Origin of the sequence: Rhizosphaericola mali, assembly GCF_004337365.2 — a bacterium.
GTDB lineage: Bacteria > Bacteroidota > Bacteroidia > Chitinophagales > Chitinophagaceae > Rhizosphaericola > Rhizosphaericola mali.
On record NZ_CP044016.1, the window covers coordinates 3,084,773 to 3,110,917 of the forward strand.

Below are 26,145 nucleotides of genomic sequence, written 5' to 3' on the forward strand. Positions count from 1 at the left end.
GCATTTTTTTATTGAAATAATCGATACCCAAGAGAGAAATTAAATATTTGGTTATTTTGATTGGGTAAAATGCCATTGGTAAATTGTAATGCCGGTTGAAATGAACGAGAAAATTTGGCGCCTAACATTACCTTTTTCAATTGATATTGCGCTCCGATGGACAATCTTGGATCAAATCCTCGCATTTGCGAATAACTACTTTCGTTATTATATGCAGACAAACTTTGCAAACTACCATCTGTAGATACACCGTCTGCTACCAATACTTTTTGTATGAATGATAAATCTGTACCCGCTGACAATCTCAAATTATTAATAGGAAAAAAGTCCACCATTATCGGGATTTGCCAATAGTATGCTTGTCTAACAGCACCGACATAATTATCGGATTCCAATTTCAAAGTTCCTGTAGTGCTATTAACCGCATTAATTCCTGCAACGGGTTGTGTTATTACAGTTCCTGTAAATGCACCATTATTAGCAGCCGCTGGTGCTGCATATAACGTCGACGTATAGGTAGTAGTTGTATTTTGGGCGCCATTGGTTAAGTTACCTGGAGCACTAACAGAAACACCTGAACTAATTCCAATTTTTTTCGTAATTTTTAAAGAGGCCGTTACTGCCGGATAAACTGGTAGATCGTATAATTGATTACCACTAGAAATATTTTTATCAGAAACATTCCTATTTAGCAATAAAGCCAATTGAACATTTTTCTTTTGTTTAGCTTTTTCTTTCGCATCATTTTCTTCTTGCGCTTTGATTAATTCTTCTAATTTTTTATTATTCAAAGCTATCGAAGCAGAATCCATTTTTTTTGAAGGATCCTCATTATTATCTTTTGCAATTGAGGAAGAGGAGGTATCTTCTTTGATTGCTTCATTCATTTTAGCTCTGAATTTCGAAAAATCATTTCCGCTTAATGAAGCTAGATCGTTCTCTTCTTTAATCGATTTATCTGTTTTAATTTTATCAGAATGAATAATTGGCGTGGATGCAATCATCAATTTGGACGTCCCATTATCAACATCTATACTATTGGCATTAGCAGGAAGTGGTGCACTCAAACCAACCATATTCTTTTTGGCAAATTTTCTTTGCTGTCCCATTGCAATAGTAACGGAGCCAGAATCTTGTTGATTAATAAATTGGGAAGCATTTAATCTTATAGCAGAATTGCCATGTAATTCTGCATTTGAATTTCCCATTGAATTTTTTATGGACAAATTACCACTTCTAGCTATTGTATTTTCCTGTCCAATATTTTGATTTTCAGCAACATTATCACTTAAAGACCTTGCCTTTCGATCTGAAATATCATTTTCTTGCTTCAAATTATTAATAACTGTGGTCTTATTTATCTCGATAGAAGAATCTTGATGAGATTTATTTTGAACCGCTAATTTATTATTGATTTTCTCAATTTCATTACCCGAAAACAAATAATATCCAATACCCAGCATTAATAAAATTACTGCAGCAGCCATCCAACGCCAAAATATTGGAATCACTTTAGGCTTATCCTCTTCTTGGACAGGCATTTGTTGATCCAACATTTGTCGCATACTTTCCCAACCCAAATTCTCTAAGTTGGATAAGTCGTTTGGATGATATGGTTCTTTTTTATTCTCCATATTTATCTTTCAACAGCTCTCTCAATTTTTTCTTTCCCTCCATCAAATGCCATCTTGAAGTACTTTCACTCAAGCCCAGAACCTCACCGATTTCCTTATGCGGGTAACCTTCGACAAGATACATTTGACAAACCTTTCTGGTCATATCCGGTAACTGCTGGAATACTTTCGCCATATCTTCATTAAAAATCGTAGAATGTGTTTGTTCATTAAAATAACCCTGAGCACTTTCATCTGATATTTCTTCTGTAAAAGGACGATTTTTTTCTCTTCTATATATATCTATACAGACATTTTGGAGAATTCGTTTGCTCCAACCTTCAAAAGGACCTTTTTTTTCGTCAAAAGTGGCAATATTTACAAATATTTTTAAGAATGCTTGGTTGATAATTTCGGTTACAAGTTCATGATCCGCAACATAATCTTTGGCTATGGTATAAAAAAGCCCAAAAAATGACCTATATAACTTTTCTTGAGCTATACGGTCATTCTTTGAGCATCTTAGTATAATATCTTTTAATTCGCTTTTTTCCAAAAAATTGAATTCAATCCGAGTCTAAATGCCAACACAATTAGCACACCACCATTTCAAACTTTACTGAAATGTATTTTTCGCAAAAATGACTCTTTTTGAATAGGTCTGTCTTGTCAACGGCACTGTGTCAATGTAAGAAATCACTAAACGACTTTGAGTTGTATCTAATATGCGCCAATTGGCAGAATAATATGTAGAATCTGTAGCCTTTACAGATTTGCTATAAATAGAGATCGAATCTTGCGCCGCATTAAGACTCCATTTCCCATAATTGTAAACAAACAAATCCGTAGATCCATCTGGACCAGCAAGACTTGGAGTCTCGCTATCTTCAAACACGAATGAAGTATCTGAATTATTATAAAATTTGACAGAGGATGTTACCAATCCAGGAGTTGTACCCATATTCAATATAGAATCATCTCCACTAGTCGAGATGAAAATAATAGAATCTATACGCCAATCATTACTCTGCACATACTGCATCATATTTGGCAATGCCAAAGATGAATTAGATTTATCACAAGATGCAGCTAACAGCATACAGGATAAACCGAAAAAACCGATGAGTAAAAATTTATTAAAAAATTTCATTTTGTCTGTTTTGAAATAACATATCTCTATGTCCTTCTATTTATAATACGATTACTGTTGTAAAAACGTTGGAATAAATTAAATATTCTTATAAAAATAAATAATTTAACTGTGATGCGATTTATATTTATTCTTTTTACTGGAAGAGACTCCTAATCCTAAAAATATCCAGCCTACAATAAATGCCAAACCTCCTACTGGAGTAATCGGCCCAATCCATTCATAGCCTTGTATCCCCCTACCCATAATAAATGTCATTATATACAAGGAACCGCTAAATAAGATAATTCCCGTAATAAATAGTACGATCGCTGTAAAAATCAATTTATTGGAATATTTTGAATATAAGTATCCTGCAATCAACAAAGCAAAAACGTGATAAAACTGATAACGAACACCCGTTTCAAATATATCTACAGCAAACTGTGGTACAATTTTTTTCAAACCATGTGCCCCAAAAGCACCTAATGCAACCGTCAATGCCCCCAAAAAACTGGAGTAGCGAATTACTTTATGATACATTATTACTTCCTTTTTTTATCCAAAATATTTTCAATAAACATAAAATTCTCTGTGGTAATCGGCGAACCACTCACAATAAATTTAGCTTTGGTATAAAATGGTGTGCGCTCTGCAATTTTATCCTTTAAAAATTGTAACAAACTTTCGTCTGTTAACGATTTTAATAACGGACGATGCGCTCTTTCCGGCAACAATCTTTCCCTTATCGTTTCGGGACTTTCATTTATCCAAATTGATTCTCCCATTTTAGACACCCATTCTATATTATTGTTGAAACATGGAGTACCTCCTCCCAACGCCAAAATAAAATCATCTTTTTTTTCGAATCTTTTCAATATTTCCGTCTCCAAATTCCTGAAATATGTTTCGCCTTCCGTTTCAAATATCTGACCGATGGTTCTATTTTGATCAAATTCAATCTCGTAATCTAAATCGAAAAATGGCAAAGAAAAATGCTTGGACAAAACTTTTCCCCAATAACTTTTACCGCAACCCATCATTCCTAATAAAAAAATCCGCATTTTATTCAGTTAAAATCAATGGCATAGTTACGTATTATTTTTTAATAAATTGCGCTTAAAGTGCTTGATATACTCGGACATAATCCACCAAAAAACTCGCAGGTAAATTTTCATCCGGAATTTGTTCGCCAGCTTGCCCCAATGCCAAATTTAAAAGCATGTACATATCCTCATTAAATGGATTATTTCCCATTGATTTATTAATTGTTTTGGTCAGATCAAATTTATTAACTTCTCTACCATCTACGGTAATCACCATTTCATCTTTTGACCAATCCAAAATCCATTCATGAAAATCATCAGACCATTTATTGTCCCCCAATTGCGCCAATGGAATATGCGTATCTTTCATCCCTCCATCCCAAAAAATATTTCCCAATAAATTATTACGATAATACTCCATAATATCCACCTCTCCACAAGCTGGCCAATGCACTGGACCACGATTAGAACCTAATAACCAAAACGCTGGCCACATACCTTTTTTCGTATCAATCTTGCCTCGCATGACAATTTTCCCATATTTAAATTCAAATTTTCCTTTTGAAATTAGGCATGAGGATGTGTAATGTGCAGTTGCTCTATTTTTTGTCCAATCCTTGCTGGATGCATCATAATTGGGATTCTCCTTTTCTTCCTTTTTTGCTACAATATGAAGTAAGCCATCTTTACAAAATGCATTTTCTGGTTGATACCATTGCGGTTCTTTGTTGCGTATAAAACCAATTTCATAATCCCATTTTTTACTATCTGGTTTACCATTTATATCAAACTCATCATTCCATACAAGTTTGTACCCATCGAACGATGCAATTTTATTAGAGTTTTGAGCAAATAAAGCATTTGAAAAAAAACTCATTAGAACTAAACTTATAAAAAAATGCTTTTTACATATAACAATTGGAATGCAAGATTTCATCAGGAATATATTTAGTATTTATTAAAAATATTAATTTCTGCTGAAAATTAGTACGATTATTGAAGGCAATCGTTTTATGTTTGTTTAAATATTACAATTATGCAATTCAAAATATATTTTTCTATACTATCAATTTTGATAATTTCCTCATCTTCATTCGCGCAAAATCAAACCGATGCCGAGGGACAAAAACAAGGGCATTGGCATATCAATATGCCCGAAAAATATGGAGAAGATGGATATCAGGAAGATGGATATTTCAAAGATGGTAAAAAGGAAGGGGTCTGGTACACCATGAGCTCTATGGGCGATACATTAGCAATCGAGCAATATAAATTTGGAAATAAAAATGGAGTAAGTAAATATTATGACTTAGAAGGATTAGTCAGAAAAGAAAGTTGGCTAGCGCATAATCCCAAACAAGAATATGATACAATTGAAGTATATGATATTAACGATCCAAATAAAGTTGAACTAAAACGTGTCAAGATTGAAGGAACGACCGTAAAACATGGCACATGGATATATTATTATCCAGGTGGGAAAATGATTCAACGCAAGGAAGAATACGTATTGGGCGATTTAAAAAGTGATGCACCATTGGCTAATAAAACGGTGAAAACCGTAGCTAAAGACTCTACCTCAACTCCAAAAAAAATTATTCCCAAACAAGTATTGCAATACGAAAAGGAAAATTCGGGTAAAAAGAAAATTAAAGTTCGAACCGGTAATACTGGGTACTAAGGCATTTCTTGTTCAAAATTGAAACCAAGATTTTGAATTTTCCGTGAACTTATATTTGCATTTTTCAACAGTTCAATTGACAACTCGCCAAGCATTATTTTTAAAAGAAAAGCAGGAATCGGGAATACTATAAATTTATTTGTTGTTTTTTCAATTAGCTTTTTTGATAATTCAAGCTGAGATAAAGGATTTGGTGCTACTGCGTTCACTGCGCCAACAACGTCTGTATTTTCTAAGGAAAAAAGATAAATGCGAATCAAATCATCCAAACTTATCCAACTGTAGATTTGCTTTCCATTCCCAAATTTGGGAACAACATGTAGTTTGAATGCAGTCGATAATTCTTTCCACATACCACCTTCAGGATGCAAAACCAAACCTGTACGAATATAAATAACTCTAATATTTTTTTCTTTCAACTGCGTACTCGCATCTTCCCATTTTTTACATAGTTCTGCCAAAAAATCATTACCACTAAAATCTTTTTCAGTAAATATTTGATCTATTGAACCTTCACCATAGAAACCAATGGCGGAAGCAGAAATAAATGTTTTAGCTGTAATTGAATTTTCATCAATCCATTTTACCAATAATTCTGTGCTTTTCACCCGACTATTGATCAATTCTTTCTTACGTTTTTCCGTCCATTTTTTTTCTGCAATATTAGCTCCCGCGAGATGAATCACTGCGTCAATTTCTTTTGGCAAATCCTTATCAATCAATTGTTTTGCAATATCCCAAGTGTAGTAGCTAATTTGTGGACTGGAACTTGACTGTTTTTTTCTAGTCAATATATGTAAATGAGCATTAGTATATTTTTGCAAAATTTGTCGAACCAATTCTTTGCCAATAAATCCGGTTGCTCCTGTTAATAATATATTTTTCATTTACCATAAAATTAAAAAAAGGAAGTCAAAAAACTTCCTTTTATAAATATTAATCTAATCCACCTTTTCGAATACCGTCTTTAGCTTCCGGCCAGGATTCCTCTTTTCCGTTACGTCCATTTTTAAATGGTCCAGCAATTTTTTCGTGTGTAAATTTCTCTGAATCTTCCGATGCTTCATAAGCCAAAATTGCTGTAATCAACACATTTCTTTTTACATCATCAAATACTATTTTATCATAAGTATCCCTATTAGTATGCCATGTATAGGAAAAATAATCCCAACTAAGAGATCCTAAAGAAATACCTGGTGCACCAGCAGCTACAAATGAAGCATTATCAGAACCACCACCACTCGGCGTTCCTGGGAAAGAGGTGTGTAACGTATCTTTTATTGTATCAGGAACAGCAGCCAACCATTTAGTTAAAAATTTTTCACTTTGCACAAATCCTTGTCCGCCGATATTTACAATACGCCCAGTACCATTATCTTGGTTTAATGCCACTTGTAAACCTTCAACCACTTCTGGATGATCTTTTACAAAAGAACGTGAACCATTTAAGCCCTCTTCTTCACTTCCCCAGTGACCGACTATAATAGTTCTTTTGGGATGCGGATAATATTTTTTTAACAATCTCATTGCCTCCATCATCACAAGCGTACCAGTACCGTTATCCGTTGCGCCTGTCGCTCCATCCCAAGAATCAAAATGCGCAGACAAGACGACATACTCATTTGGCTTTTCACTACCTTTTATAGTTGCGATCGTATTAAATGTGGGTTGGATGCCTGTTTCTTTAGAATCGGTTTTGATATTCAATGATGGTGCATTACCAGAACTTGCCAATCGATAAACTAAACCATAATCTTCTAATGAAAGATCCACTGTTGGAATTAATTTAGTATTAGCACCGAAAATCTTATCTACGCCAAAACCTTGTGACCAAAGATTGGTTAGAATTGCGATCGCTCCACTTTTTTCCAAAATAGAAGGTAATGTTTTAGCAGTAAATCCGGATGCTTTGATTCTTTCAGTCCATTCTTCTTGCCCCGCTTTACGCTCTGCTTTCATTTTTTCAAATGAAGGTGTTAATGAAAATTTTTCCCAATTATAGTCAGGTCTTCCCGTTGGTTGAGAATAAGAAATCATTACCATTTTTCCCTTAACTTTTGGAAGCCATGCTTTAAATTCTATAGAATCTTTAAAATGTGGTAAAATAATCACTTCTCCGTGTATTGTTTTGCCTTTCGTAGATGGACTCCAAGCCAATTGTGTTCCCTCTAAAGAGCGTACCCAAGGAGCCGTCATATCAATATGGGAAATCCCCCTCTCCCAGCCTCTCCAAACACCCCATTGTTCATTTTTAGCAGAAATATCCCAACTTGCATATTTTGCAACCGCCCAATCATGTGCCTTCTTCATTTGCGGAGAGCCCACTAGACGAGAACCAATTCCATCCAACAACTCATGTCCCAATAATGGTAATTGAGAATCCTTGTACTCCTCTTGAATCATTTGATCAATAACAGACTTCTGGGCAAAAATCCCACTCCCAATAAAAGAAAAGCCGGCAATTAAGAGCCATTTTTTTTGTCTCAATTTCAGATAAAGCATAGTTTAAAATTTGTGTAAATAGTTATTCAAAAATAACGGTTATTCTCCATAATGAAAATAGGGAATACAAATGTATCCCCTATATATAAGATTAAAATTTCACTTCTATTTATCCCAATGAACGGTTACCGCTTTCGTATCTTCGGAATTGGTACCTACACGAAAGGTAAATTCGCCAGGTTCCCAATCATATTTCAAATTAGCATTATAAAACTTAAGTGATTCTGTATCGATAATAAAATTAACAACTTTAGATTCTCCAGGATTTAGATATACTTTTTGAAAACCTTTTAGATCTTCTACGCTTCTAGTCACACTCGCAACAGGATCGGAAATGTATAATTGAACAGTTTCTTCTCCGGCATATTTTCCTGTATTAGAAACCTTAACGCTCAACTTAACAGGTGCATTTCCTTTTGGATGCGTATTACTTATCGTTGGTGCATCGTATGCAAATGTTGTGTAACTCAATCCATATCCGAAAGGATACAACGGCGTATTTGGAACGTCTAAATAATCGGATTTGAATTTAGTAGGACCACCTTCAACATAAGGTCTGCCCGTATTTTTGTGATTATAGTATATTGGAATTTGACCCACATTTCTTGGAAATGTCATAGTCAATTTACCAGAAGGATTATAGTCTCCAAATAAGATATCTGCAATTGCATTACCTCCTTCTGTCCCACCAAACCAAGCATCCAAAATCCCAGTCAAATGCTCTTTTTCCCAATCTAAAGTCAGAGGTCGACCATTAAACAAAACAGCTACCACAGGTTTACCCGTTGCAACCAATGCTCGTAACAGTTTTGCTTGACTTTCAGGAATATCAATATGCGAACGACTAGAAGATTCGCCAGTCATATCAGCTGCTTCACCGACAACAGCAACTACTACATCAGAATTATTAGCAGCATCCACGGCTTCTTTAATTAAAGTTTCTGGAGATTTCTCGTCTATAGAAATTTCTTCACCGAAAACATTTACTTTTTGATTGAACAAAGTATCATCTGATATATTTGCCCCTTTTGCATAAATGATTTTAGCCTTTCCATCAACCGCATTTTCAATACCCTCTTTTACTGTCACCGCTTTATCCCACTCACCAGACACACTCCAAGTCCCCAACATATTTCTACGACTATCCGCTAGTGGACCAACTAATGCAATTGTACCTTTTTTTTGCAATGGTAAAATTTGATTTTCATTTTTCAAAAGCACCATACTATGCGAAGCTAATTTTCTTGCAAATGCACGATTTTCTTTCGTTAAAATTTCTTTTTCATAACGATTACTATCCAATCCAGCATAAGGATTTTTGAATAGTCCAGCTTTGTATTTAGCTTCTAGAACCCTTTTACAGGCAGAATCAATTTGAGCAATCGTGATTTTACCTTCTTTTAATGATTTACCCAAAGTATTTAAAAATCCTTCAGAAACCATATCCATGTCCGTTCCAGCAGCTAATGATTTAGCAGAAACTTCTTGTAAATCCTTTCCGATACCATGTGCGATCAATTCACTCACCGCTGTATAGTCGGTAACAACCAAACCATTAAATCCCCATTGTTTTCTCAATACATCTGTCAATAACCATCTATTGGCTGTTGATGGAACACCATTCAAATCATTAAAAGAAGTCATCACTGATGCGGCACCAGCATCGACAGCAGCTTTATAAGGAGGAAAGTAATACTCATACATTTTGATCAAACTCATATCAACTGTATTGTATTCTCTACCCGCTTCTGCGCCACCATATAGTGCGAAATGTTTAATACAAGCCAATACATTCATCGTATCTGCCAAAGAATTTCCTTGATAACCTTTGATCATTGCTTTCGCAATCAACGACCCCAAATAAGGATCTTCTCCAGAACCTTCAGATACGCGTCCCCATCTTGGATCTCTAGCGATATCCACCATAGGTGAGAATACCCATTTCAATCCGTCAGCAGTTGCTTCTTTTGCCGCATAGTGTGCAGATTGTTGGATTAAATTCAAATCCCAACTAGTTGAGATCCCTAGTGGGATAGGAAACAGTGTACGATGTCCATGTATTACATCTAAACCAAATAATAATGGTATATGCAGACGTGAATTATTAACAGCCATCTCTTGAAGACGTCGCAACTTAGAAGCGCCCCAAATACCGAAAGTACTACCAACTTGTCCTTTTTTAATTTTTTCATCGACACCCCCTTGGACTATAGAACCAGTTAACACCCCATCAGAAACTGCTTCCTGATTGAGCTGACCAATTTTTTCATCAGTTGTCATTTTGGACATCAAATTTGAGACAAATTTATTCATCTCGTTTTGCTGCGCATTCAAACTAGAAACACATCCTACAATTGAGGACAATACAATCCATTGTTTTAATCTCATATTGTGAAAATTAATCTTTAATTAAATAAGGCTTAATTACCTTTTCCCATAGTCTATACCCTTCAGGTTTCATATGTAGCATGTCGTCTAGATATAAACTTTTATTTATTTTTTTATTTGCATCCAGCATTACAGGATCTATATCGATATATTCTGCATGGATTTGAGTTTTCAAATAGTTGGAAATAAGTCTATTAGCAGATTTCATTTTATTCCAAAGCTTTTCTCTACTTGGACTATATTTTATAGAGATATAGTCGACAGGAATTGCTGGATATTCTTTTCTTATTAATTCAAATAAAATTTTAAATCGGTTCAAAACATCTGCCGATGTAACAGTGTCAGAAAATGCAAAATCATTATCACCACAATATATAATTACTTGTCTTGGATGATAAGGATATACTATGTCAGGTACATATCTAATCTCATCTAATAAAGTTGACCCACCAAAACCTCTATTAATAATACTATAACCAGGAAAATATGCTTGGACATCTTTCCATTTGGTAAATGTGGAACTTCCGATAAATAGAATACCATTCTTTGGTGGAAATTTTAAACTATCCTTTTTCTTAAACTCTTGAATATCTTGATAATAAGGAAAATTGGTCTGCGCATGTATTTCTTTTCCTAAAATAAAAATGCAAATGTTTAATAACAATAAGATTTTTTTCATTTTAATAATTTTGAACAATATTAGCAATTAATATACCTACTTACCTAAATAGTAGTTGTAAATAAGAAAAATAATTGCTCTATTTTTTATAAGTAAAACCTAGTTTATCTAAACCATCTTTTACTTCAGGTGCAGCCATAAATAATTTCCATAATAGACCACTTCTATAGTTCTCTATCATTACAACTTCCGGCCCTTGATCAATTGCCAAATATTTTTGTGGATACCAATCATCATTTATACTAAATGCGTCATAAAACCCATATTTTCCCCAAACCTTATCTTTCAATTTTGCATTCCAATAATTAATAGCGGTAATGCTTTCTTTTGGCGTATAAACAATAGATGATATTGCGGCGGTAGGCGAAATAACACCTAAATCGTCATTCAAATTTGGCGCATGAGCTGCATAACCTGCCACAGAGTAGCTCGCTGTCAATCCCCAATTACTAGCACTATATCCTTTATATTCTTTTGGATTATCTACACACCATTGGTAATTAATTTTTGACATAGTGATATTATTTTCCCCATAGTCAATAAAAGCATCTTTCAATCCTCTTGGATTTAGTCCAAGAAAAGAATAATGGGTCCAAAATAAAGGACCTCCATAAGGCGGATTGCCTTGCATATGTGCAAATAAAGTATCTTTTTTATAGTTGGTCACTTTTTTAATTGCTCCATTCTCCGCCCAACCATCATTGTAATCAGTTAAACTTATTGCATGTTTCGAGGAAGATGCACCTAAAACATACATGATCAAACATTCATTAAATCCATGTATTGGAAAATTCATAATCCATTGTTTGTCTGGACTCCAATGCCAATACAAAACATTTTTATTATTACGATACCAATTAAAGTCTACCTCTTCCCATAGTCGGTTGATTGTATTTACGATAAAAGTATCTGAATTATTTTCTAATTTATAGTATTCTCTTACAGCTAATAAACCTTGTAAAAGAAATGAGGTTTCTACTAAATCTCCACCATTATCATTATTTCCAAATGGCTTTACTTTACCAGTTTCGCCATACATCCAATGCGGCCAAGCCCCATGAAATCGATCTGCATTTTCCAAAAAATGTAATATTTTGTAGAATCGGTCTCGCCCTTCTTTTTTTGAAATATATCCTCGATCTAATCCGGCCACTAGTGCCATCAAACCAAATCCACTACCACCAGTAGTAACCACATTTTTGTCATTTTCTGGATAAATATCATCCATATTGATTCGCTCTCTAGCCAAACCACTATTGGGCTCTGCTCCAGACCAAAAATATTCAAAAGTTTGACGTTCAACTTTATCCAAAAGTCGATCATTTCTAGATTGAGCATTTAAGTTTAAAATACTCACTGAGCTTATTAAAAGCGCTACTATAATTTTGAAATATTTATGTATCATGACAAATCATTAATAAAAAACTACCGAGAATACTTAGTTTTTTCGTCGGTAGTTTTAGTTGTTTGTTGTTATAAATTAAAATTTAGTAACCAGAATTTTGAGTTAATACACCACCACTATTATCAATTTGTAATTGAGGTATAGGCCAAACCTCATTCTTACCAGCTTTCCAACCATTAGGGCCAAATACAGCAGTACCTCTTCCTTGACGAATTACGTCAAAATAACGATCATTTTCCATTGCCAATTCTACACGTCTTTCATGCCAGATTGCTGTTCTTAGGGTTGTTTGATCTGTTGTAGTTACTTGAGGTAAAATAGTAGTGCTTGTTCCACGTGCTCTAGCTCTTACTTTTTCCAATGATGCTAAAGCGGCAGCAGTATTTCCTAATTCATTATTGGCCTCTGCATTCATCAATAAAACATCAGAATATCTGAAAGCTCTATAGTTCTGATCTGCACCAGAATTAGTCGCTTTCGCAATAGCAAATGGAACGTATGTTTTCATATTGTAACGAGTAGGCGCTCCAGCCGCAGCATTTGGAACGCTATCCCCGCTTGGAGTAACTGTACCTGCCATCATTACGGTTCCCGTCAATCTTGGATCACCAGTTTCAAATTCATTTACCAAATTTAAAGTAGGCACGTTAAATCCCCAACCAACACTCGCGTCACGATCACCTTGAATCTGAGAATATTGACTATTGCTTAAATCTGAATTATTTAAAACATAGTTACATTGTACTTCAAATATAGATTCAGAGTTATTTTCATTAGCAATTCTAAACTGTTGGTAATAATCACTAAATAAGGAATATTGGCCACTATTTATTATAGTATTGGTATACGTTAATACATCTTGCCATTTTTGTAAATACATTGCCACTTTAGCATGTAATGCTAATGCAGCGCCACTCGTAGCTCGTCCTTTTTGATCTGCAGATACAGAAACAGGTAAATCAGCTGCGGCAATATTCAAATCATTTTCAATTGAATCATAAACTATTGCAGCAGTTGACTGAGAAGGATTTTGTTCATCTGAAGTTAATGGCACGTGTAAAATTAAAGGAACACGACCAAAAGCTCTAACCAATCTGAAATACGACCAGGCTCTAACAAATCTAGCCTCAGCTAAAAATCTAGATTTATTTGCATCTGTGACTGTAGACATAGTATCGACATGATCCAATACTTGATTACAAAAATTGATATTCTGATATTGACCTACCCAAAAACCACTCAACTGGCCTTCTGAAGCAGTAACGGTATAATTGTTATACTGATTTAAATAAGTAGCATCACTAGCTACACTTCCCTTATCTTCATCATCAGAACCTGTGCACTCTATTGCTATCGCAGGGAAACCAAGATTAGCGTAGCTTCTAAGATTTCCATAGATAGAATTCACCGCTTTCTCAGCATCTGAAGAGGTTTGCCATAAAGTAGTTGCTGCTGGTTGTCCTAATAAATTTGAAGAAGCATCTGTAAAGCTTTTCGAACAGCTAGCTATCATACCGGTAACAGCAAAACCAATTACAGCGTATTTATATTTTGAGATGTTGATATTTAGATTTTTCATTTACTAAGTTTTTTTGACATTAAAATGTTAAGTTAACACCAATTGTATAGGTTGCATACAAAGGATAAGTATTGTAATCAATACCCATTGAACCTGGCAAACCACCTACTTCTGGGGTAAATCCTGTATATTTAGTAATTGTAAATGGATTTTGTGCATTTGCATAGAATCTCAAATTTTGGATTTTCCATTTTTCTGTCAATTCATGAGGTAATGTGTAACCTAATTGTGCATTTCTCAATCTGAAATAAGCGCCACTTTCAACATACCAAGAATTTGCATAATAGTTTTGATTACCTCCAATATTTACGGATGGATTTGTGTTAGATGTACCTTCACCATGCCATCTTTCATTATAGAATTTTTCCGTGAAGTTTTCATTACCGTATCTGTAACCTTTGTTAGCATTATAAACATCTACATCTGCAACACCATTAAAGTCAAGAGCCAAATCAAAAGACTTAAACCTCAATCCCATGTTAATTCCATAATAATATTTAGGATTTGGATTACCAATGAATGTTCTATCATTTCCACTAATAGCTCCATTTTTAGTAAAACTTTCATATTTAAAATCACCCGGTTTTGCATCTGGTTGATATAAATTACCATTAGCATCCGTGTAAGAATTTACTTCTGCTTGAGTTTGAAATATACCAATCACTTTATAACCATAGAATGCACCGACTGGATGTCCGACAGTTGTCAATGTTCCTTGTTGACCACCAGTAGATACATTTCCTCCATAAACGAAACCATTTTCAAGGCGACTATAGGTAAATTTGTTAGTATTCTGAGATGCATTTACACCAATATTGTAGGACCAATTTTCATCAATATTATCTTTCCAATTTAATGCAACTTCAAATCCTTTATTTACCATATCACCTACATTGGTTAATATGGTAGACGCAGCTGTGCCATTTGTGCCTAATACAGGTACTGGAAATACAAAATCTTTTGTCTTTTTATTATAATAATCTGCTTCAAATGTCAAACGATTTTGTAAAAATGCGGCTTCGATACCTATATCAGTACCTATACTTTTCTCCCATTTTAAAGGATTAGGCACGATAGATGCAACACTTTGGCTAGAAGAAATATTCCCAGAATTACCATAGATAACACTACCAGTACTGGTTCCTTGTTGAGTAGCTACATAAGCGGGAACACCACTATTACCAACTTCACCCCAACTTGCTTTCAATTTTAACGCATCAAATATTTTTTGATTAGCCATAAATCCTTCATTCGATACTACCCATGCAGCACCAAAAGATGGCAACCATGCTCTACCTGAATTAGCTGTAAATTTGCTACTTGCATCAGCACGTAAAGTTCCATTAAATGTGTATTTATTTTTATAAGAATAAGACATCCTACCAAAATAACTACTCACTTTTTCTTGAGCTGGGTAGGTTTGTGGATTTGTTGGTGTCACATTATACGTTGTACCTGGCGTTGCAGATGTAAAATACCAAGTAGCTGGATCATTTGTAATGGTTCCATCAGATCCTGTAGTATAAGATTCTCCATAATTATTTTTATAAGCCGTCTGACCTAACAATCCTGTAAATCTATGATCACCCCATTTATTTTCATATGTCAACGTATTTTCTACAATCCAGTTTTTAGTATTTAATTTACCATCTGTCAAAGTGGTATGCGCACTATATTGATTTACCGTTGCTTGATAAATAGGTACAAAGGTTTGGGTTTCAGTATTATCATAAATTCCACCTATACTACTGTGCCATTTGAAATGCTTTAAGAAGCTGATATCCAAGTACATATTACCATTGATATGATAATTTTGTGTAGTGGCATGATTATAATCTAAAGTTGCTTGTGGATTGCTTACTGCAGACCCTAAACCATATTGTGTAGGGTCACCATAGGTACCATCAGCATTTTTAGGATTAATAATTGGAGGTGCTGTATATAATCCTCTCCAAATATTAGCTGGAGGATCAAAAGATTTGCTATAAGTACCAATAATATTATAACCAGTTTTGATATTATTAGTCAAATTAATATCATTACTGAAACTTAAGGTATATCTTTTATAAGTATTGGTCTTTAATATTCCATCTTGATTTAAATAACCCAAAGACAAATTATATGTAGATTTATCAGAACCTCCACTTACAGATACTTGATGGCTTGTTATAATCGCCTTGCGAGAGGCCACATCAAACCAGTTTGTTCCGGTTCCAAATTGAGAAGAATCTAATACGCTAGTTCCTCCTGTCAATCTTGTTAATTCGTTGATCATTGTAGCATACTCATAACCATTAGCCATTTTAGGAAAATGATTAGCTATCTGCACGCCGACAGATCCATTGTAATTTACAGTAAGACCTCGTCTTGATCCTTTCTTAGTAGTAATCAAAACAACACCATTCGCGCCTCTTACTCCATAAATTGATTCGCTAGATGCATCCTTTAAGATACTCATGCTTTCAATATCATTTGGATTTAAATAGCTAATATCCGTTAACCATACTCCATCAACAACATATAGAGGTGCAGTATTAGAAGAGTAAGATCCAACACCACGAATATTAATTTGAGGAGACGATCCTGGCGTACCTGTATTCGTAATATTTACTCCTGGAACCTTACCTTGTAAACCACTTACAGGATTCACTACACCTTGTTTGGCTAATTCTGCACCTTTTATTTGAACCACAGAACCCGTTACATCTACTTTACGTTGTGTACCGTAACCAACCACGACCACTTGATCTAAAGTTGTATTAACACTAGCTCCTAATAATACGCTGATATTATTATTATCACCCAAGGTTACATGAGCTGTGCTATAACCATTAGAAGAAATATTCAAAACATCGCCAGCCGTAGCTGAAATCATAAAATTACCCAGCGAATCAGAAGTTGTGCCTTTTGATTTTCCTTGGATCTTAATGATCACATCCGAAATAGGAGATTTTGTCGCTGAATCTAAAATTGTCCCAGAAAATTGTTTTTGGGCAAATAGACACAATGGCGCAAAAAAGAAGAGAAATACAAAATGTAATCTTTTCATACAGACATTATTAAATTTAAAATTTGCAAAATCGAAGTCTAAAAGAAAAAGAATATAAGCTTATCTAAGACTTAAAATTTCATAAGCAAATGTAAAAGGATTCTTAAATTACTAACAAATGTTTATTTTTATTTAAACGAGTAAATAGATATTTTATAACACATCAATACCACATCATTAAATATTAATTTAATATTTAAATAATTGATTTACTTAATTTTACATTTAATTTTAGGAAATAAAATATACTTACGACTGTTAGTTATAAAGTTTAGATAAATACGCAAAATCTTTCACCCAATTTAACATTTAAGGAAATGAGATTTTAAAACTTCATCATGAATTCATTTAGATTGGAATCTGCATTTAACTGCAGTTTTTTGCGAAGACGGTAGCGTTTTAGCTCTACTCCTCTGATCGTTATGTTTAATAATGGTGCGATTTCTTTAGAACCCATATTCATCCTAAGATAGGCTGCAAGTTTTAAGTCAGCAGGAGTCAGATCAGGAAATTGGGTTAATAATTTTTGAAAAAATTGATCATGGATGGTATTGAATCCTTTTTCAAATAATCGTGATTCTTGTTTATCTAATTGTAATTGTCGATCTAATTCTTTCGATAATTTTTTAATATTATTATTATTGGTATTTACATCATTAATTTTCTCCAATTCATTATGCATCTTATTTAAAAGACGTTTTCGTTTGATCAATTCATTGGCACTATTAGCCAAATCTTCACTGCGCACCTCCACTTCTTTTTGTAGGACATCTTGTTTTGTTACAAGTAACTGATGCTCATGTTCCAATTTTTGCAAACGTAATTTTTCATCCATTTCACGTTGCTTTTTTTGCAATGCGTTGGCATGTCTTTGCTCGATTCTTTTTCTTATAGAATAAAGAATCAACAATCCGATTATTACATAAGTAATTTTAGCTAATAGATTCCAATACCACGGATCTTTAATATGAAAATCATATGTAATGATCTGATTGGTTATATTATTCTTTGCTTCTATTGTGTAATCGCCAGCATTCAGATTAGTATAATTTTGAGTTCCTATTTTTGTCCAATTGGACCAGCTGCCTATTGTACCATTTCTATTTAGACGAAATTGAAATAATACCTCACGATCATATATCGGAAAATCCACAGAAAAGCTTAGATCATTATGATTATAAGATAGACTCAGCGGAACTTTACCATCCCAATTAACCGCTTTTAAACGACCATTTTCCAAATAATAAAAATTATTGAGTTTAAAAGAAGCGTTCCCATGATTCGAAAATTTGTCAGAATCATACATTGCAAAGCCATTCTCTCCACATAACAATACTGTTTGATCAGTTAAGGGAACTATATTTTCATATCCACCAACAAGTGAAAAGTCTTTAAAATTGTAGGTATAATTTTTCGAAAAATCACCACTGACGATTCTCACTACATTATCATCAAATACCCCCCAATAGGTATGATTGGCATAAAATATTTTTTTTGCATTGTATATTGGAGCAAATTTCTTTTCTAACTGTACATCTCGCTCAAAATAAATATTTTGATGAATCAATCTTGGCTGATATATTCCGTCTCCAGAAGTCAACAATATATTTCCCTGATAAGAAAACAACCACTCCTTATATTTTGGATTAAGACCTACTGCATGTGATAAATCTTTTATCGTCTTTACAGATGTATAATCCTTACTTATTTCTGCTAAATAGATTCCTTTATACATATGTGATATCCAAAATCTTCCCGTTGAATCTTGTAACCAATCGTTAATAGGAATAAACTCTGTGCCCTTCACTATATTTGAAAAAGACCATTGATTTCGATTTTTTTTAAACACAGCTAAACCAACATAGGTTCCTTGTAATAATACAGAATCATTGTTTTGTGGGAATGCAATATGCGTCCCTCCACTTATATCGGATAGCACGATTGGTTGATGATTTTCAATTAAACAGGTTCCTTTGTTATGACCACAGAATAGTTGCCCATCTATTACGGAAAGATTCCAAATCTGCCCATCTAAACCAGATATACGTTGAAAATCCTCCTCTTGACCATTTAGATTTCTATAAAATAGACCTTGATTCGTTCCTATATACAATTGATTTTGAAAAATTACCCCTGAATAGACTGATCCAAAATCACCTCCTAAATCTTTAAAATATCTAAATGGGGAATGTAATGCAATCTCTGCAAAGCCCTTGTCCATGGCACACCAAAGATTACCAATATTATCTGTATTTAATCCAAGAATTGTATTATTCTGAAGTCCTTGATGTTGATTGAAAATATTTAAAATATTTCCTTGTGCATCTATCTGCAGAATTCCATTTTCAATCGTTCCAAATGCATAACTATTTTTATTAATCACAGCACCTGCATTGAGTTGATTTCTCGATAAATAGGCTGTTAAATGGGGAAATAAAGGGGTGAATTGTCCATTCCAAAATCTGAATAAGCCATAATGCACGGTCCCGACCATGATACCGTATTCAGGTGCTGGCAAAATAGAAATAATTTCATCATTTGTTAGGCGATCATCCAAGACCAGAGGCTCTGATAGATTATTTCTCAATCGATATAATCCCTTCCCTAACACTTGAAAATATAACTCATCGTTGACTTCAAACAAGTACATGATATTTCCAGGTATAGGAATAGACGTAATTTTGTTATTTTGATATTTATATAAAGCGCCAAAAGATTGAAAATATACATTACCATCCTTTGCTAGTAAGATTTTCCAAAACTCATCTCTTTCAAATCTTTTATCTTTTATCAATTTGTTAAGTGAAGTGTATTGCCAGTCTCCATAACCAACTTTGGACCAATATCCAAATTCGCCATATGCCCCTGTGTAGATCCGTCCGTCCTTAGCCGCAGCGACACAACGAACAATCTTTTGTCCTGGTAATTCATATAAATGCCACTCTCCTGCATTTGCAATAAGCAATCCTTTATTATTACCAACGACAATAGCTCCATCTTTTGTTTGATCAACAGCCCAATTTTGATTAGATGCACCATACTGGGACTTATAAAAATTAATAATTTGTGGTGTAAATGAAGACAAATTTTGTGCAGCAACAGAATTCAACACAAAAGCCATCACAAATAAGAATATTTGGATGTTTTTTTTCATATAACTAAAAAATTTACAGAATTAGGGAGCCAATCGATCCACTTGCCAAACGCCTTCTTTCAATATGTATTTAAATCTGTCATGCAATCTACTATGACGTCCTTGCCAAAATTCAAATTGAAATGGAATGACTTTATAACCACCCCAATTGTCTGGTCTAGGTATATTTTTCCCAAATTCTAAAGAATATTTTTCTTGATTGTGTTCCAAAATTGCGCGCGAGGCTATCACTGAACTTTGAGGAGAACACCAAGCACCGATCTGACTGCCTAATGGACGAGAATGGAAATATTGATCACTTTCTTCTGGAGTTGTTTTTACGACTTTTCCGATAATTCTTATTTGCCTTTGTAATTCTTTCCAAAAAAATACCAAAGCAGCATTAGGATTCACAGCAAGTTCTTTTCCTTTTTGGCTTTCATAATTCGTGAAAAAATGAAAACCTTCTTTATCATAATCTTTCAATAATACAATACGTGCATCTGGTAAATTGTTTGCATCCACAGTTGCCAATGTAATCGCATTTACTTCTTCAATTTGACTTTTAACAGCATCTTCCCACCATATTTGAAACATATCAAAAGGATTTGATTTTACATCTTTTTCCTCTAATACTTTCAATTGATAATCTGTCCTTATATTTCCAATATCCATAACCCAAATTTTAATTGTCACTCATTTTTTTTAAAAATGCCTTTTCCTCATCGGTCAAAGATTCTATACCTGTACGATTAATTTTATCCAAAAGATCATCCAAACGCTCTTGACTCTTCCTTGGGAAAACTTTGTACGGTTCCTTCTCCACTTTATAATAGAACTGTTCTTTATTCTCTTTTATCATTTTTTTTTCAGGGTTGAATAAGTCATTTGTCCAATTAAATGCTCGAGTCATCCATTCCCCCCAATCATTTCCCTTTTTCAAAGCCGTAATGTAAAAAAAGCCAACCAATCCTCCAGCCAAATGAGCTAAGGCAAAACTTCCGCTCGTAGTTGCAATAGTTGCATAATCTATTGCAATAAATATCACCATAACAACCCATAATGGAATTCCTCCATTCAGCATAGGCAATAATCTATAATTTGGAGCTAAAGTCGTTACAGCTACAGCGATAGCCATCACAGAGGCTCCAGAACCTAACATAGGAATCAACATACCATTTGCAAAATTGTGAATTGCGTTGGATGATATTAAAAATACAATAGCTCCTGCTAAACCACCATATAAAAACAAAGGAAATAAATGCTTGTTCCCAGCTAAATCTTGTAACAAAAATCCAAATGTCCATAACCAAATCACCGTACCTAAAACAGACATTACACCTTCATGGGAAAACATATACAAGAAAAGCGTCCATGGATGACGACCTACATAACCCAAATCTGGCGATAAGGAGAAATAAGGTAAAATAGTCTGGTGAAAATAAATATTAGATGCCTTAACATCAGCGTAAGACATAAATAATACAATTTTTACCGAACTTATCGTCAAAAAGCCTATGGCTATTAGTATAACTAACCATGTCAAGGCATTATAATCGGAGCCAAAAGAAAGTCTAGGTTTCTTTTTTTCTTCCATAATTTCCATACAAATAATTTTATCGCAAATATTTTAATAAAAATTGTTTCTATTTTTCTTGTTCCAAAAGTACACCAAAATAAATCCAATCAAGCCTCCTCCAATATGTGCCATGTGCGCAACATTATCACCTACAGAGTTTTGAAATCCTAAATACAATTCATAAGCAATATATCCGGTAACAAACCATTTGGCTTTAATCGGCACCAAAAAGTAAAAATACAAATACGTATTAGGAAATAAATAACCAAATGCAACCAATACACCAAAAATAGCTCCACTAGCTCCAACAGTTTCCGTATTTACTAATACATCATAATTCTGCTGTATTACCATCGAAGCAGCTCTCGCAAGATCTAAACTATTGGGTTGCATTTTCCAATAATGAATCAATTCCAATACTCGTCCATCATATTTATCAAAATGATATTTGTTATTGAATTGAAGAAAATTATCAAAGGTTAAATGTGTATTCAAATTAGCATAAGCATGCTCTATTCCAAATAAGGAAAATTCGGTATAGATCAATTGACATGCTGCCGCACCAATACCACAAATAATATAGAAAGTCAAAAAACGTTTCGGACCCCAAAAATTTTCCAAAATCGAACCAAACATCCACAAGGCAAACATATTACTAAATATATGCATCCAACTGCCGTGCATGAACATATAGGTAAATAACTGCCAAGGTTTGAAATAATGACTTTGGATAACGTGCAATGCAAACATATTGTTGATATAATTGCCTACACTAGTACCCAAAACCGATTGAGCCAAATACACCAATACATTAATTATCAAAAGATTTTTGATAATGGGTGGCAATACTTGGAAGTTTGTCGGTCTAAACTGCTGCATCTAATATTATTATTTTTTCAATTTGAGTTTTACTACATTTTCGATATGCAATGTATGTGGAAACATATCAACAGGTTGCACCTTTATAACTTGATATTTTGCATCTAACAAAGCTAAATCACGTGCTTGCGTAGCAGGATTACAACTTACATATACAATTTCTGGAACTTCCATTTCCAATAATTTTTGTACCAATTTTTCATGCATGCCTGCTCTTGGAGGATCGGTGATAACAATATCAGGTTTACCATGTTCTTCAAAAAAAGCATCATCACATATCTTAATCACATCCCCTGCAAAAAACACAGCATCATTTACATTATTCTCCGCTGCATTAATTTTTGCATCCTTAATTGCATCGTCGATAACTTCAACTCCGACAATTTTCTTTGCTTTATCACTTACAAAAATTCCGATACTTCCCGTACCACAATATAAATCGTATACGACTTGCGAACCATCGAGCTCCGCAAAATCTCTAACAACTTGATATAATTTTTCCGCTTGTCGCGTATTGGTTTGGAAAAATGATTTTGGACTTATTTTAAATTTGAAATGTTCTAATTTTTCATAAATAAAACCATTTCCTTTCCACGATTTAGGTTCTAAATCGTAAATACTATCATTTTTCTTTTCGTTGATCGTATAAAGAATGGTCGTAATTTCTGGAAATTCTGTCTCTATTTTACCCAAAATTTCTTCTCTCCACGATTTCTTTTCGTAACCAACAACAAGGTTAATCATGATCTCCCCTGTGGTCGCGATACGCACCATCATGTTACGCAACCAACCCGTATGTTCTTTGATATTGTAAAAAGGAATATTATTCTCCCGTCCCCAAGCGGCAACGAAATTTCTTATTTTATTGGTTGGTTCTTCTTGTAAATAGCATTTTTCAATTTCTACTACTTTATCGAAAAAACCTTTCGCATGAAATCCAGCAGCACCTTCATTTTGCGCATTATCCAAAAGATTATCTTCTTTCAGAGCGATGAAATTTTCTCTTGGTATATATTTTTTTGTGGAAAAAGTGTATTCCATCTTGTTGCGATAACCTTGCGTTTCGCCACATCCTAAAATGGGTTGAATTTCAGGCAATTCAATCTTACCTATACGTGTAAGATTGTCCACAACTTGTTGTTGTTTGTATTTCAATTGCAATTCGTAAGGCAAAGTTTGCCAACTACAACCACCACAAATACCGAAATGTGTACAAAAGGCTTCAATTCTCTCTGGAGAATATTGAACGACTCTCAAAGGAAAACCTTCTGCGAAATCCTTTTTATTTTTGGATAATTGTACATTGACGATATCTCCAGGAATAGAGTTTTCTATAAAAACTACTTTACCTTCCACTCTAGCCAAAGATTTGCCTTCCGCGGCATAATCCGTTACCAATACATTTTCTAAAACGATTCTTTCTTTTTTGCGTCTCACAGCGCAAAAATAATTGAAATAAAGGGGAGCAAAAAATAAAGGTAGTTCAGCCGGAAAATTTGTTCAATTTAATAACATCAATCACATTTCAAACAAATACAATCGTTTGCATATCGCAATTTAGCAAAAGCCCAAATTTAGCATCTAATTTTAAAATCTTTCATGTGTAAATATTAAAGAGTTGGCGTATTTCCATACATCAACTCTTTTTTCTTATTTCCAATGATTATAATCTTTCTTATTTGAAAATCTAAACCAATAAGCCACTCGAGCACCTATCAGACTCGCGCCATAACCACCACGATTCCATCTTTCCCAACGAACATCGGCTGTTAAAAATTTATTTATATAAACGCCTGTATTTAAAGCAAAAGTCGTGGAGCGATTTTGATATGCAGACTCATTAGAAAAATAAGTAAAACCAATCTGCGGCTCAACGTAAAATCTGGAAAATGAATAGCGCCCTCCAACCTTTATTGGAATAGCTGCAAAATTTGAATTACCGTCTCCATGGTAATAACCATTACTATAATTTGAATTATTAAATTTAATCCAACCTGATTGCAAACTAACGGCAAATCTATCATCGAAATGATAAGAATACTTAGCGGTACCTCCAAAACCAAACGTACTTACATCATTAAAATTCCCAATAGGAAATGCGAATTCTGGTCCCACACTTAATTCAGATCTATCTTTAAAACGCTGAGCAGAAACTTGATTAAAACTAAAAAGACCAAGGCATAAAACGGACAATAGGTTAAACTTCATCATGCAATTTATTTTGATAATTGAATGGGCAATTTATAAATAATTCAACGACAATCAGCATTCTGAGTTAAAAACTAATTTATATAAGTTAATTTTGCCAATTCACATTTGTAAATAAATACATTAGAATAGCAATTTCTTATGGCAGATAAAAATTTCATTGATTTAATTAGATTGTTTTGTAGAAGCGGTGATGGCGGTGCTGGAAGTAGACATTTCATGCGAACTAAATTCAATGCGAAAGCAGGTCCTGATGGTGGAGATGGAGGTAATGGAGGTAGTATTATCCTACGTGGTAATCAGCAATTATGGACACTTTTACACTTAAGATATCACAAAAATATTTTAGCAAAAGATGGCGAGAACGGAAGCAAAAACAATTGCTCTGGCGCCAATGCAGAAGATATTATTATAGAAGTTCCTCTAGGAACTATTGCAAAAGATGATGAAACTGGCGAGATCGAAGCAGAGATTCTAGAAGATGGACAAGAGTTTGTTTGGCTCGCTGGCGGTAAAGGAGGCTGGGGCAACCAACACTTTGCAACTCCAACCAACCAAGCACCAGAACATGCGCAACCAGGCTTACCTGGAACAGAAGGTTGGAAGCAATTGGAATTGAAAATGTTAGCAGACGTAGGTTTGGTAGGTTTTCCTAATGCAGGGAAAAGCACCTTATTATCTACGATCACTGCCGCAAAACCTAAAATTGCCAATTATGCATTTACTACTTTAACGCCCCAATTAGGCATGGTTCAATATCGTGATGAGAAATCATTCTGTATTGCGGACCTTCCGGGTATTATTGAAGGAGCTGCAGAAGGCAAAGGTTTAGGACATCAATTCTTGCGTCATATCGAAAGAAATGCTGCTCTATTATTCCTAATTCCAGCGGATAGCGAAAATCATTTGAAAGAATATGAAATCCTTTTAGATGAATTAAAACGCTACAATCCTGACATGTTGCAAAAAAATAGATTAATTGCTATCAGTAAATCTGACATGTTGGATGAAGAATTGAAAGAAGAAATTTCAAAAGAATTACCTGCAGAAATTCCTCATTTATTCATTTCTTCCGTAACAAATACAGGGTTAGTTGAACTAAAAGATGCACTTTGGAAAGTATTAAACCTTGAAACCGTATAATATAATTAATTGCAACAAACGTTAGTTTTTATGTTAAATATTAGTTAAAGTAAATATTTTCAATTTCAATATTGAAAAGGTAGGATTAACTTTGGGTCACAAAAGAGTTAAACCTACCTTTTTTATGTACAT

21 protein-coding genes are annotated in these 26,145 nt (G+C 34.0%); 2 read left to right on the forward strand and 19 right to left on the reverse strand.

Annotated elements, in window-relative coordinates; translation table 11 throughout:
• Positions 1–8: 8 nt before the first annotated feature.
• The 6 genes from E0W69_RS13290 to E0W69_RS13315 all read right to left on the reverse strand — a co-directional run bounded on the left by E0W69_RS13290 (position 9) and on the right by E0W69_RS13315 (position 4,665).
• Positions 9–1,634, reverse strand: a complete 1,626-nt coding sequence (locus E0W69_RS13290) for a hypothetical protein (protein ID WP_131330537.1) — start codon at positions 1,632–1,634, stop codon at positions 9–11.
• A complete protein-coding gene (locus E0W69_RS13295; RefSeq protein WP_191967842.1) occupies positions 1,624–2,169 on the reverse strand; it encodes an RNA polymerase sigma factor in 546 nt (181 codons plus the stop codon). Before E0W69_RS13295 ends, E0W69_RS13290 begins: the two co-directional genes overlap by 11 nt.
• Before the next feature lie 60 nt (positions 2,170–2,229).
• A complete protein-coding gene (locus E0W69_RS13300; RefSeq protein ID WP_131330539.1) occupies positions 2,230–2,763 on the reverse strand; it encodes a hypothetical protein in 534 nt (177 codons plus the stop codon).
• 105 nt (positions 2,764–2,868) lie between these two features.
• Positions 2,869–3,285 (reverse strand): DUF423 domain-containing protein, encoded by a 417-nt coding sequence (locus E0W69_RS13305; RefSeq protein WP_131330540.1) that lies wholly within the window; start codon positions 3,283–3,285, stop codon positions 2,869–2,871.
• A gap of 2 nt (positions 3,286–3,287) precedes the next feature.
• A complete protein-coding gene (locus E0W69_RS13310; RefSeq protein WP_131330541.1) occupies positions 3,288–3,806 on the reverse strand; it encodes a shikimate kinase in 519 nt (172 codons plus the stop codon).
• Positions 3,807–3,861: 55 nt separating this feature from the next.
• Positions 3,862–4,665 carry a glycoside hydrolase family 16 protein gene (locus E0W69_RS13315; protein WP_191967843.1) on the reverse strand — a complete coding sequence of 268 codons (804 nt, stop codon included), beginning with the start codon at positions 4,663–4,665 and terminating at the stop codon, positions 3,862–3,864.
• A 159-nt stretch (positions 4,666–4,824) separates the two neighbouring features.
• On the opposite strand from E0W69_RS13315, the gene E0W69_RS13320 reads away from it, so the two are divergent.
• On the forward strand, positions 4,825–5,469 hold the full coding sequence (locus tag E0W69_RS13320) for a hypothetical protein (RefSeq protein ID WP_131330543.1): 645 nt from the start codon (positions 4,825–4,827) through the stop codon (positions 5,467–5,469).
• On the opposite strand, the gene E0W69_RS13325 is transcribed toward E0W69_RS13320, so the two are convergent.
• The 13 genes from E0W69_RS13325 to E0W69_RS13385 form a co-directional block, all read right to left on the reverse strand.
• Positions 5,466–6,356: a TIGR01777 family oxidoreductase gene (locus E0W69_RS13325; protein WP_131330544.1), complete on the reverse strand. Its 891-nt coding sequence runs from the start codon at positions 6,354–6,356 to the stop codon at positions 5,466–5,468. The genes E0W69_RS13320 and E0W69_RS13325 overlap by 4 nt on opposite strands.
• A 49-nt stretch (positions 6,357–6,405) precedes the next feature.
• Entirely contained in the window at positions 6,406–7,971 is a 1,566-nt protein-coding gene (locus E0W69_RS13330; RefSeq protein ID WP_131330545.1) for a M20/M25/M40 family metallo-hydrolase, read from the reverse strand.
• 105 nt (positions 7,972–8,076) lie between these two features.
• Complete coding sequence (gene bglX, locus E0W69_RS13335; protein WP_131330546.1) at positions 8,077–10,359, reverse strand: beta-glucosidase BglX; 2,283 nt, start codon at positions 10,357–10,359, stop codon at positions 8,077–8,079.
• A gap of 10 nt (positions 10,360–10,369) precedes the next feature.
• Positions 10,370–11,038, reverse strand: a complete 669-nt coding sequence (locus E0W69_RS13340; protein WP_131330547.1) for a GDSL-type esterase/lipase family protein — start codon at positions 11,036–11,038, stop codon at positions 10,370–10,372.
• A 79-nt stretch (positions 11,039–11,117) separates the two neighbouring features.
• Positions 11,118–12,443 carry a glucoamylase family protein gene (locus E0W69_RS13345; RefSeq protein ID WP_131330548.1) on the reverse strand — a complete coding sequence of 442 codons (1,326 nt, stop codon included), beginning with the start codon at positions 12,441–12,443 and terminating at the stop codon, positions 11,118–11,120.
• Positions 12,444–12,525: 82 nt separating this feature from the next.
• Positions 12,526–14,022 carry a RagB/SusD family nutrient uptake outer membrane protein gene (locus tag E0W69_RS13350; protein WP_131330549.1) on the reverse strand — a complete coding sequence of 499 codons (1,497 nt, stop codon included), beginning with the start codon at positions 14,020–14,022 and terminating at the stop codon, positions 12,526–12,528.
• 19 nt (positions 14,023–14,041) lie between these two features.
• Positions 14,042–17,071, reverse strand: coding sequence for a SusC/RagA family TonB-linked outer membrane protein (locus E0W69_RS13355; protein ID WP_131330550.1), 3,030 nt, complete (start codon positions 17,069–17,071; stop codon positions 14,042–14,044).
• A 325-nt stretch (positions 17,072–17,396) separates the two neighbouring features.
• Positions 17,397–20,225, reverse strand: a complete 2,829-nt coding sequence (locus E0W69_RS13360) for a ligand-binding sensor domain-containing protein (RefSeq protein WP_131330551.1) — start codon at positions 20,223–20,225, stop codon at positions 17,397–17,399.
• Between the two features lie 21 nt (positions 20,226–20,246).
• Entirely contained in the window at positions 20,247–20,879 is a 633-nt protein-coding gene (pdxH, locus tag E0W69_RS13365; RefSeq protein ID WP_131330552.1) for a pyridoxamine 5'-phosphate oxidase, read from the reverse strand.
• Between the two features lie 10 nt (positions 20,880–20,889).
• Positions 20,890–21,810: a rhomboid family intramembrane serine protease gene (locus E0W69_RS13370; protein WP_131330553.1), complete on the reverse strand. Its 921-nt coding sequence runs from the start codon at positions 21,808–21,810 to the stop codon at positions 20,890–20,892.
• Positions 21,811–21,834: 24 nt separating this feature from the next.
• Positions 21,835–22,662, reverse strand: a complete 828-nt coding sequence (locus tag E0W69_RS13375) for a rhomboid family intramembrane serine protease (RefSeq protein ID WP_131330554.1) — start codon at positions 22,660–22,662, stop codon at positions 21,835–21,837.
• A gap of 9 nt (positions 22,663–22,671) precedes the next feature.
• A complete protein-coding gene (rlmD, locus tag E0W69_RS13380; RefSeq protein ID WP_131330555.1) occupies positions 22,672–24,099 on the reverse strand; it encodes a 23S rRNA (uracil(1939)-C(5))-methyltransferase RlmD in 1,428 nt (475 codons plus the stop codon).
• Between the two features lie 213 nt (positions 24,100–24,312).
• Positions 24,313–24,873: an outer membrane beta-barrel protein gene (locus tag E0W69_RS13385; RefSeq protein WP_131330556.1), complete on the reverse strand. Its 561-nt coding sequence runs from the start codon at positions 24,871–24,873 to the stop codon at positions 24,313–24,315.
• Positions 24,874–25,011: 138 nt separating this feature from the next.
• On the opposite strand from E0W69_RS13385, the gene obgE reads away from it, so the two are divergent.
• Positions 25,012–26,013 carry a GTPase ObgE gene (gene obgE / locus E0W69_RS13390; protein ID WP_131330557.1) on the forward strand — a complete coding sequence of 334 codons (1,002 nt, stop codon included), beginning with the start codon at positions 25,012–25,014 and terminating at the stop codon, positions 26,011–26,013.
• The last annotated feature ends 132 nt before the right edge of the window (positions 26,014–26,145 follow it).

Bases quoted from the DNA above. Each gene is read 5' to 3' on its own strand.
- E0W69_RS13290 (WP_131330537.1), bottom strand. From the start codon at position 1,634: ATGGAGAATAAAAAAGAACCATATCATCCAAACGACTTATCCAACTTA.
- E0W69_RS13300 (WP_131330539.1), bottom strand. From the start codon at position 2,763: ATGAAATTTTTTAATAAATTTTTACTCATCGGTTTTTTCGGTTTATCC.
- E0W69_RS13305 (WP_131330540.1), bottom strand. From the start codon at position 3,285: ATGTATCATAAAGTAATTCGCTACTCCAGTTTTTTGGGGGCATTGACG.
- E0W69_RS13310 (WP_131330541.1), bottom strand. From the start codon at position 3,806: ATGCGGATTTTTTTATTAGGAATGATGGGTTGCGGTAAAAGTTATTGG.
- E0W69_RS13315 (WP_191967843.1), bottom strand. From the start codon at position 4,665: ATGAGTTTTTTTTCAAATGCTTTATTTGCTCAAAACTCTAATAAAATT.
- E0W69_RS13320 (WP_131330543.1), top strand. From the start codon at position 4,825: ATGCAATTCAAAATATATTTTTCTATACTATCAATTTTGATAATTTCC.
- E0W69_RS13325 (WP_131330544.1), bottom strand. From the start codon at position 6,356: ATGAAAAATATATTATTAACAGGAGCAACCGGATTTATTGGCAAAGAA.
- E0W69_RS13330 (WP_131330545.1), bottom strand. From the start codon at position 7,971: ATGCTTTATCTGAAATTGAGACAAAAAAAATGGCTCTTAATTGCCGGC.
- bglX (WP_131330546.1), bottom strand. From the start codon at position 10,359: ATGAGATTAAAACAATGGATTGTATTGTCCTCAATTGTAGGATGTGTT.
- E0W69_RS13340 (WP_131330547.1), bottom strand. From the start codon at position 11,038: ATGAAAAAAATCTTATTGTTATTAAACATTTGCATTTTTATTTTAGGA.
- E0W69_RS13345 (WP_131330548.1), bottom strand. From the start codon at position 12,443: ATGATACATAAATATTTCAAAATTATAGTAGCGCTTTTAATAAGCTCA.
- E0W69_RS13350 (WP_131330549.1), bottom strand. From the start codon at position 14,022: ATGAAAAATCTAAATATCAACATCTCAAAATATAAATACGCTGTAATT.
- E0W69_RS13355 (WP_131330550.1), bottom strand. From the start codon at position 17,071: ATGAAAAGATTACATTTTGTATTTCTCTTCTTTTTTGCGCCATTGTGT.
- E0W69_RS13360 (WP_131330551.1), bottom strand. From the start codon at position 20,225: ATGAAAAAAAACATCCAAATATTCTTATTTGTGATGGCTTTTGTGTTG.
- pdxH (WP_131330552.1), bottom strand. From the start codon at position 20,879: ATGGATATTGGAAATATAAGGACAGATTATCAATTGAAAGTATTAGAG.
- E0W69_RS13370 (WP_131330553.1), bottom strand. From the start codon at position 21,810: ATGGAAATTATGGAAGAAAAAAAGAAACCTAGACTTTCTTTTGGCTCC.
- E0W69_RS13375 (WP_131330554.1), bottom strand. From the start codon at position 22,662: ATGCAGCAGTTTAGACCGACAAACTTCCAAGTATTGCCACCCATTATC.
- E0W69_RS13385 (WP_131330556.1), bottom strand. From the start codon at position 24,873: ATGATGAAGTTTAACCTATTGTCCGTTTTATGCCTTGGTCTTTTTAGT.
- obgE (WP_131330557.1), top strand. From the start codon at position 25,012: ATGGCAGATAAAAATTTCATTGATTTAATTAGATTGTTTTGTAGAAGC.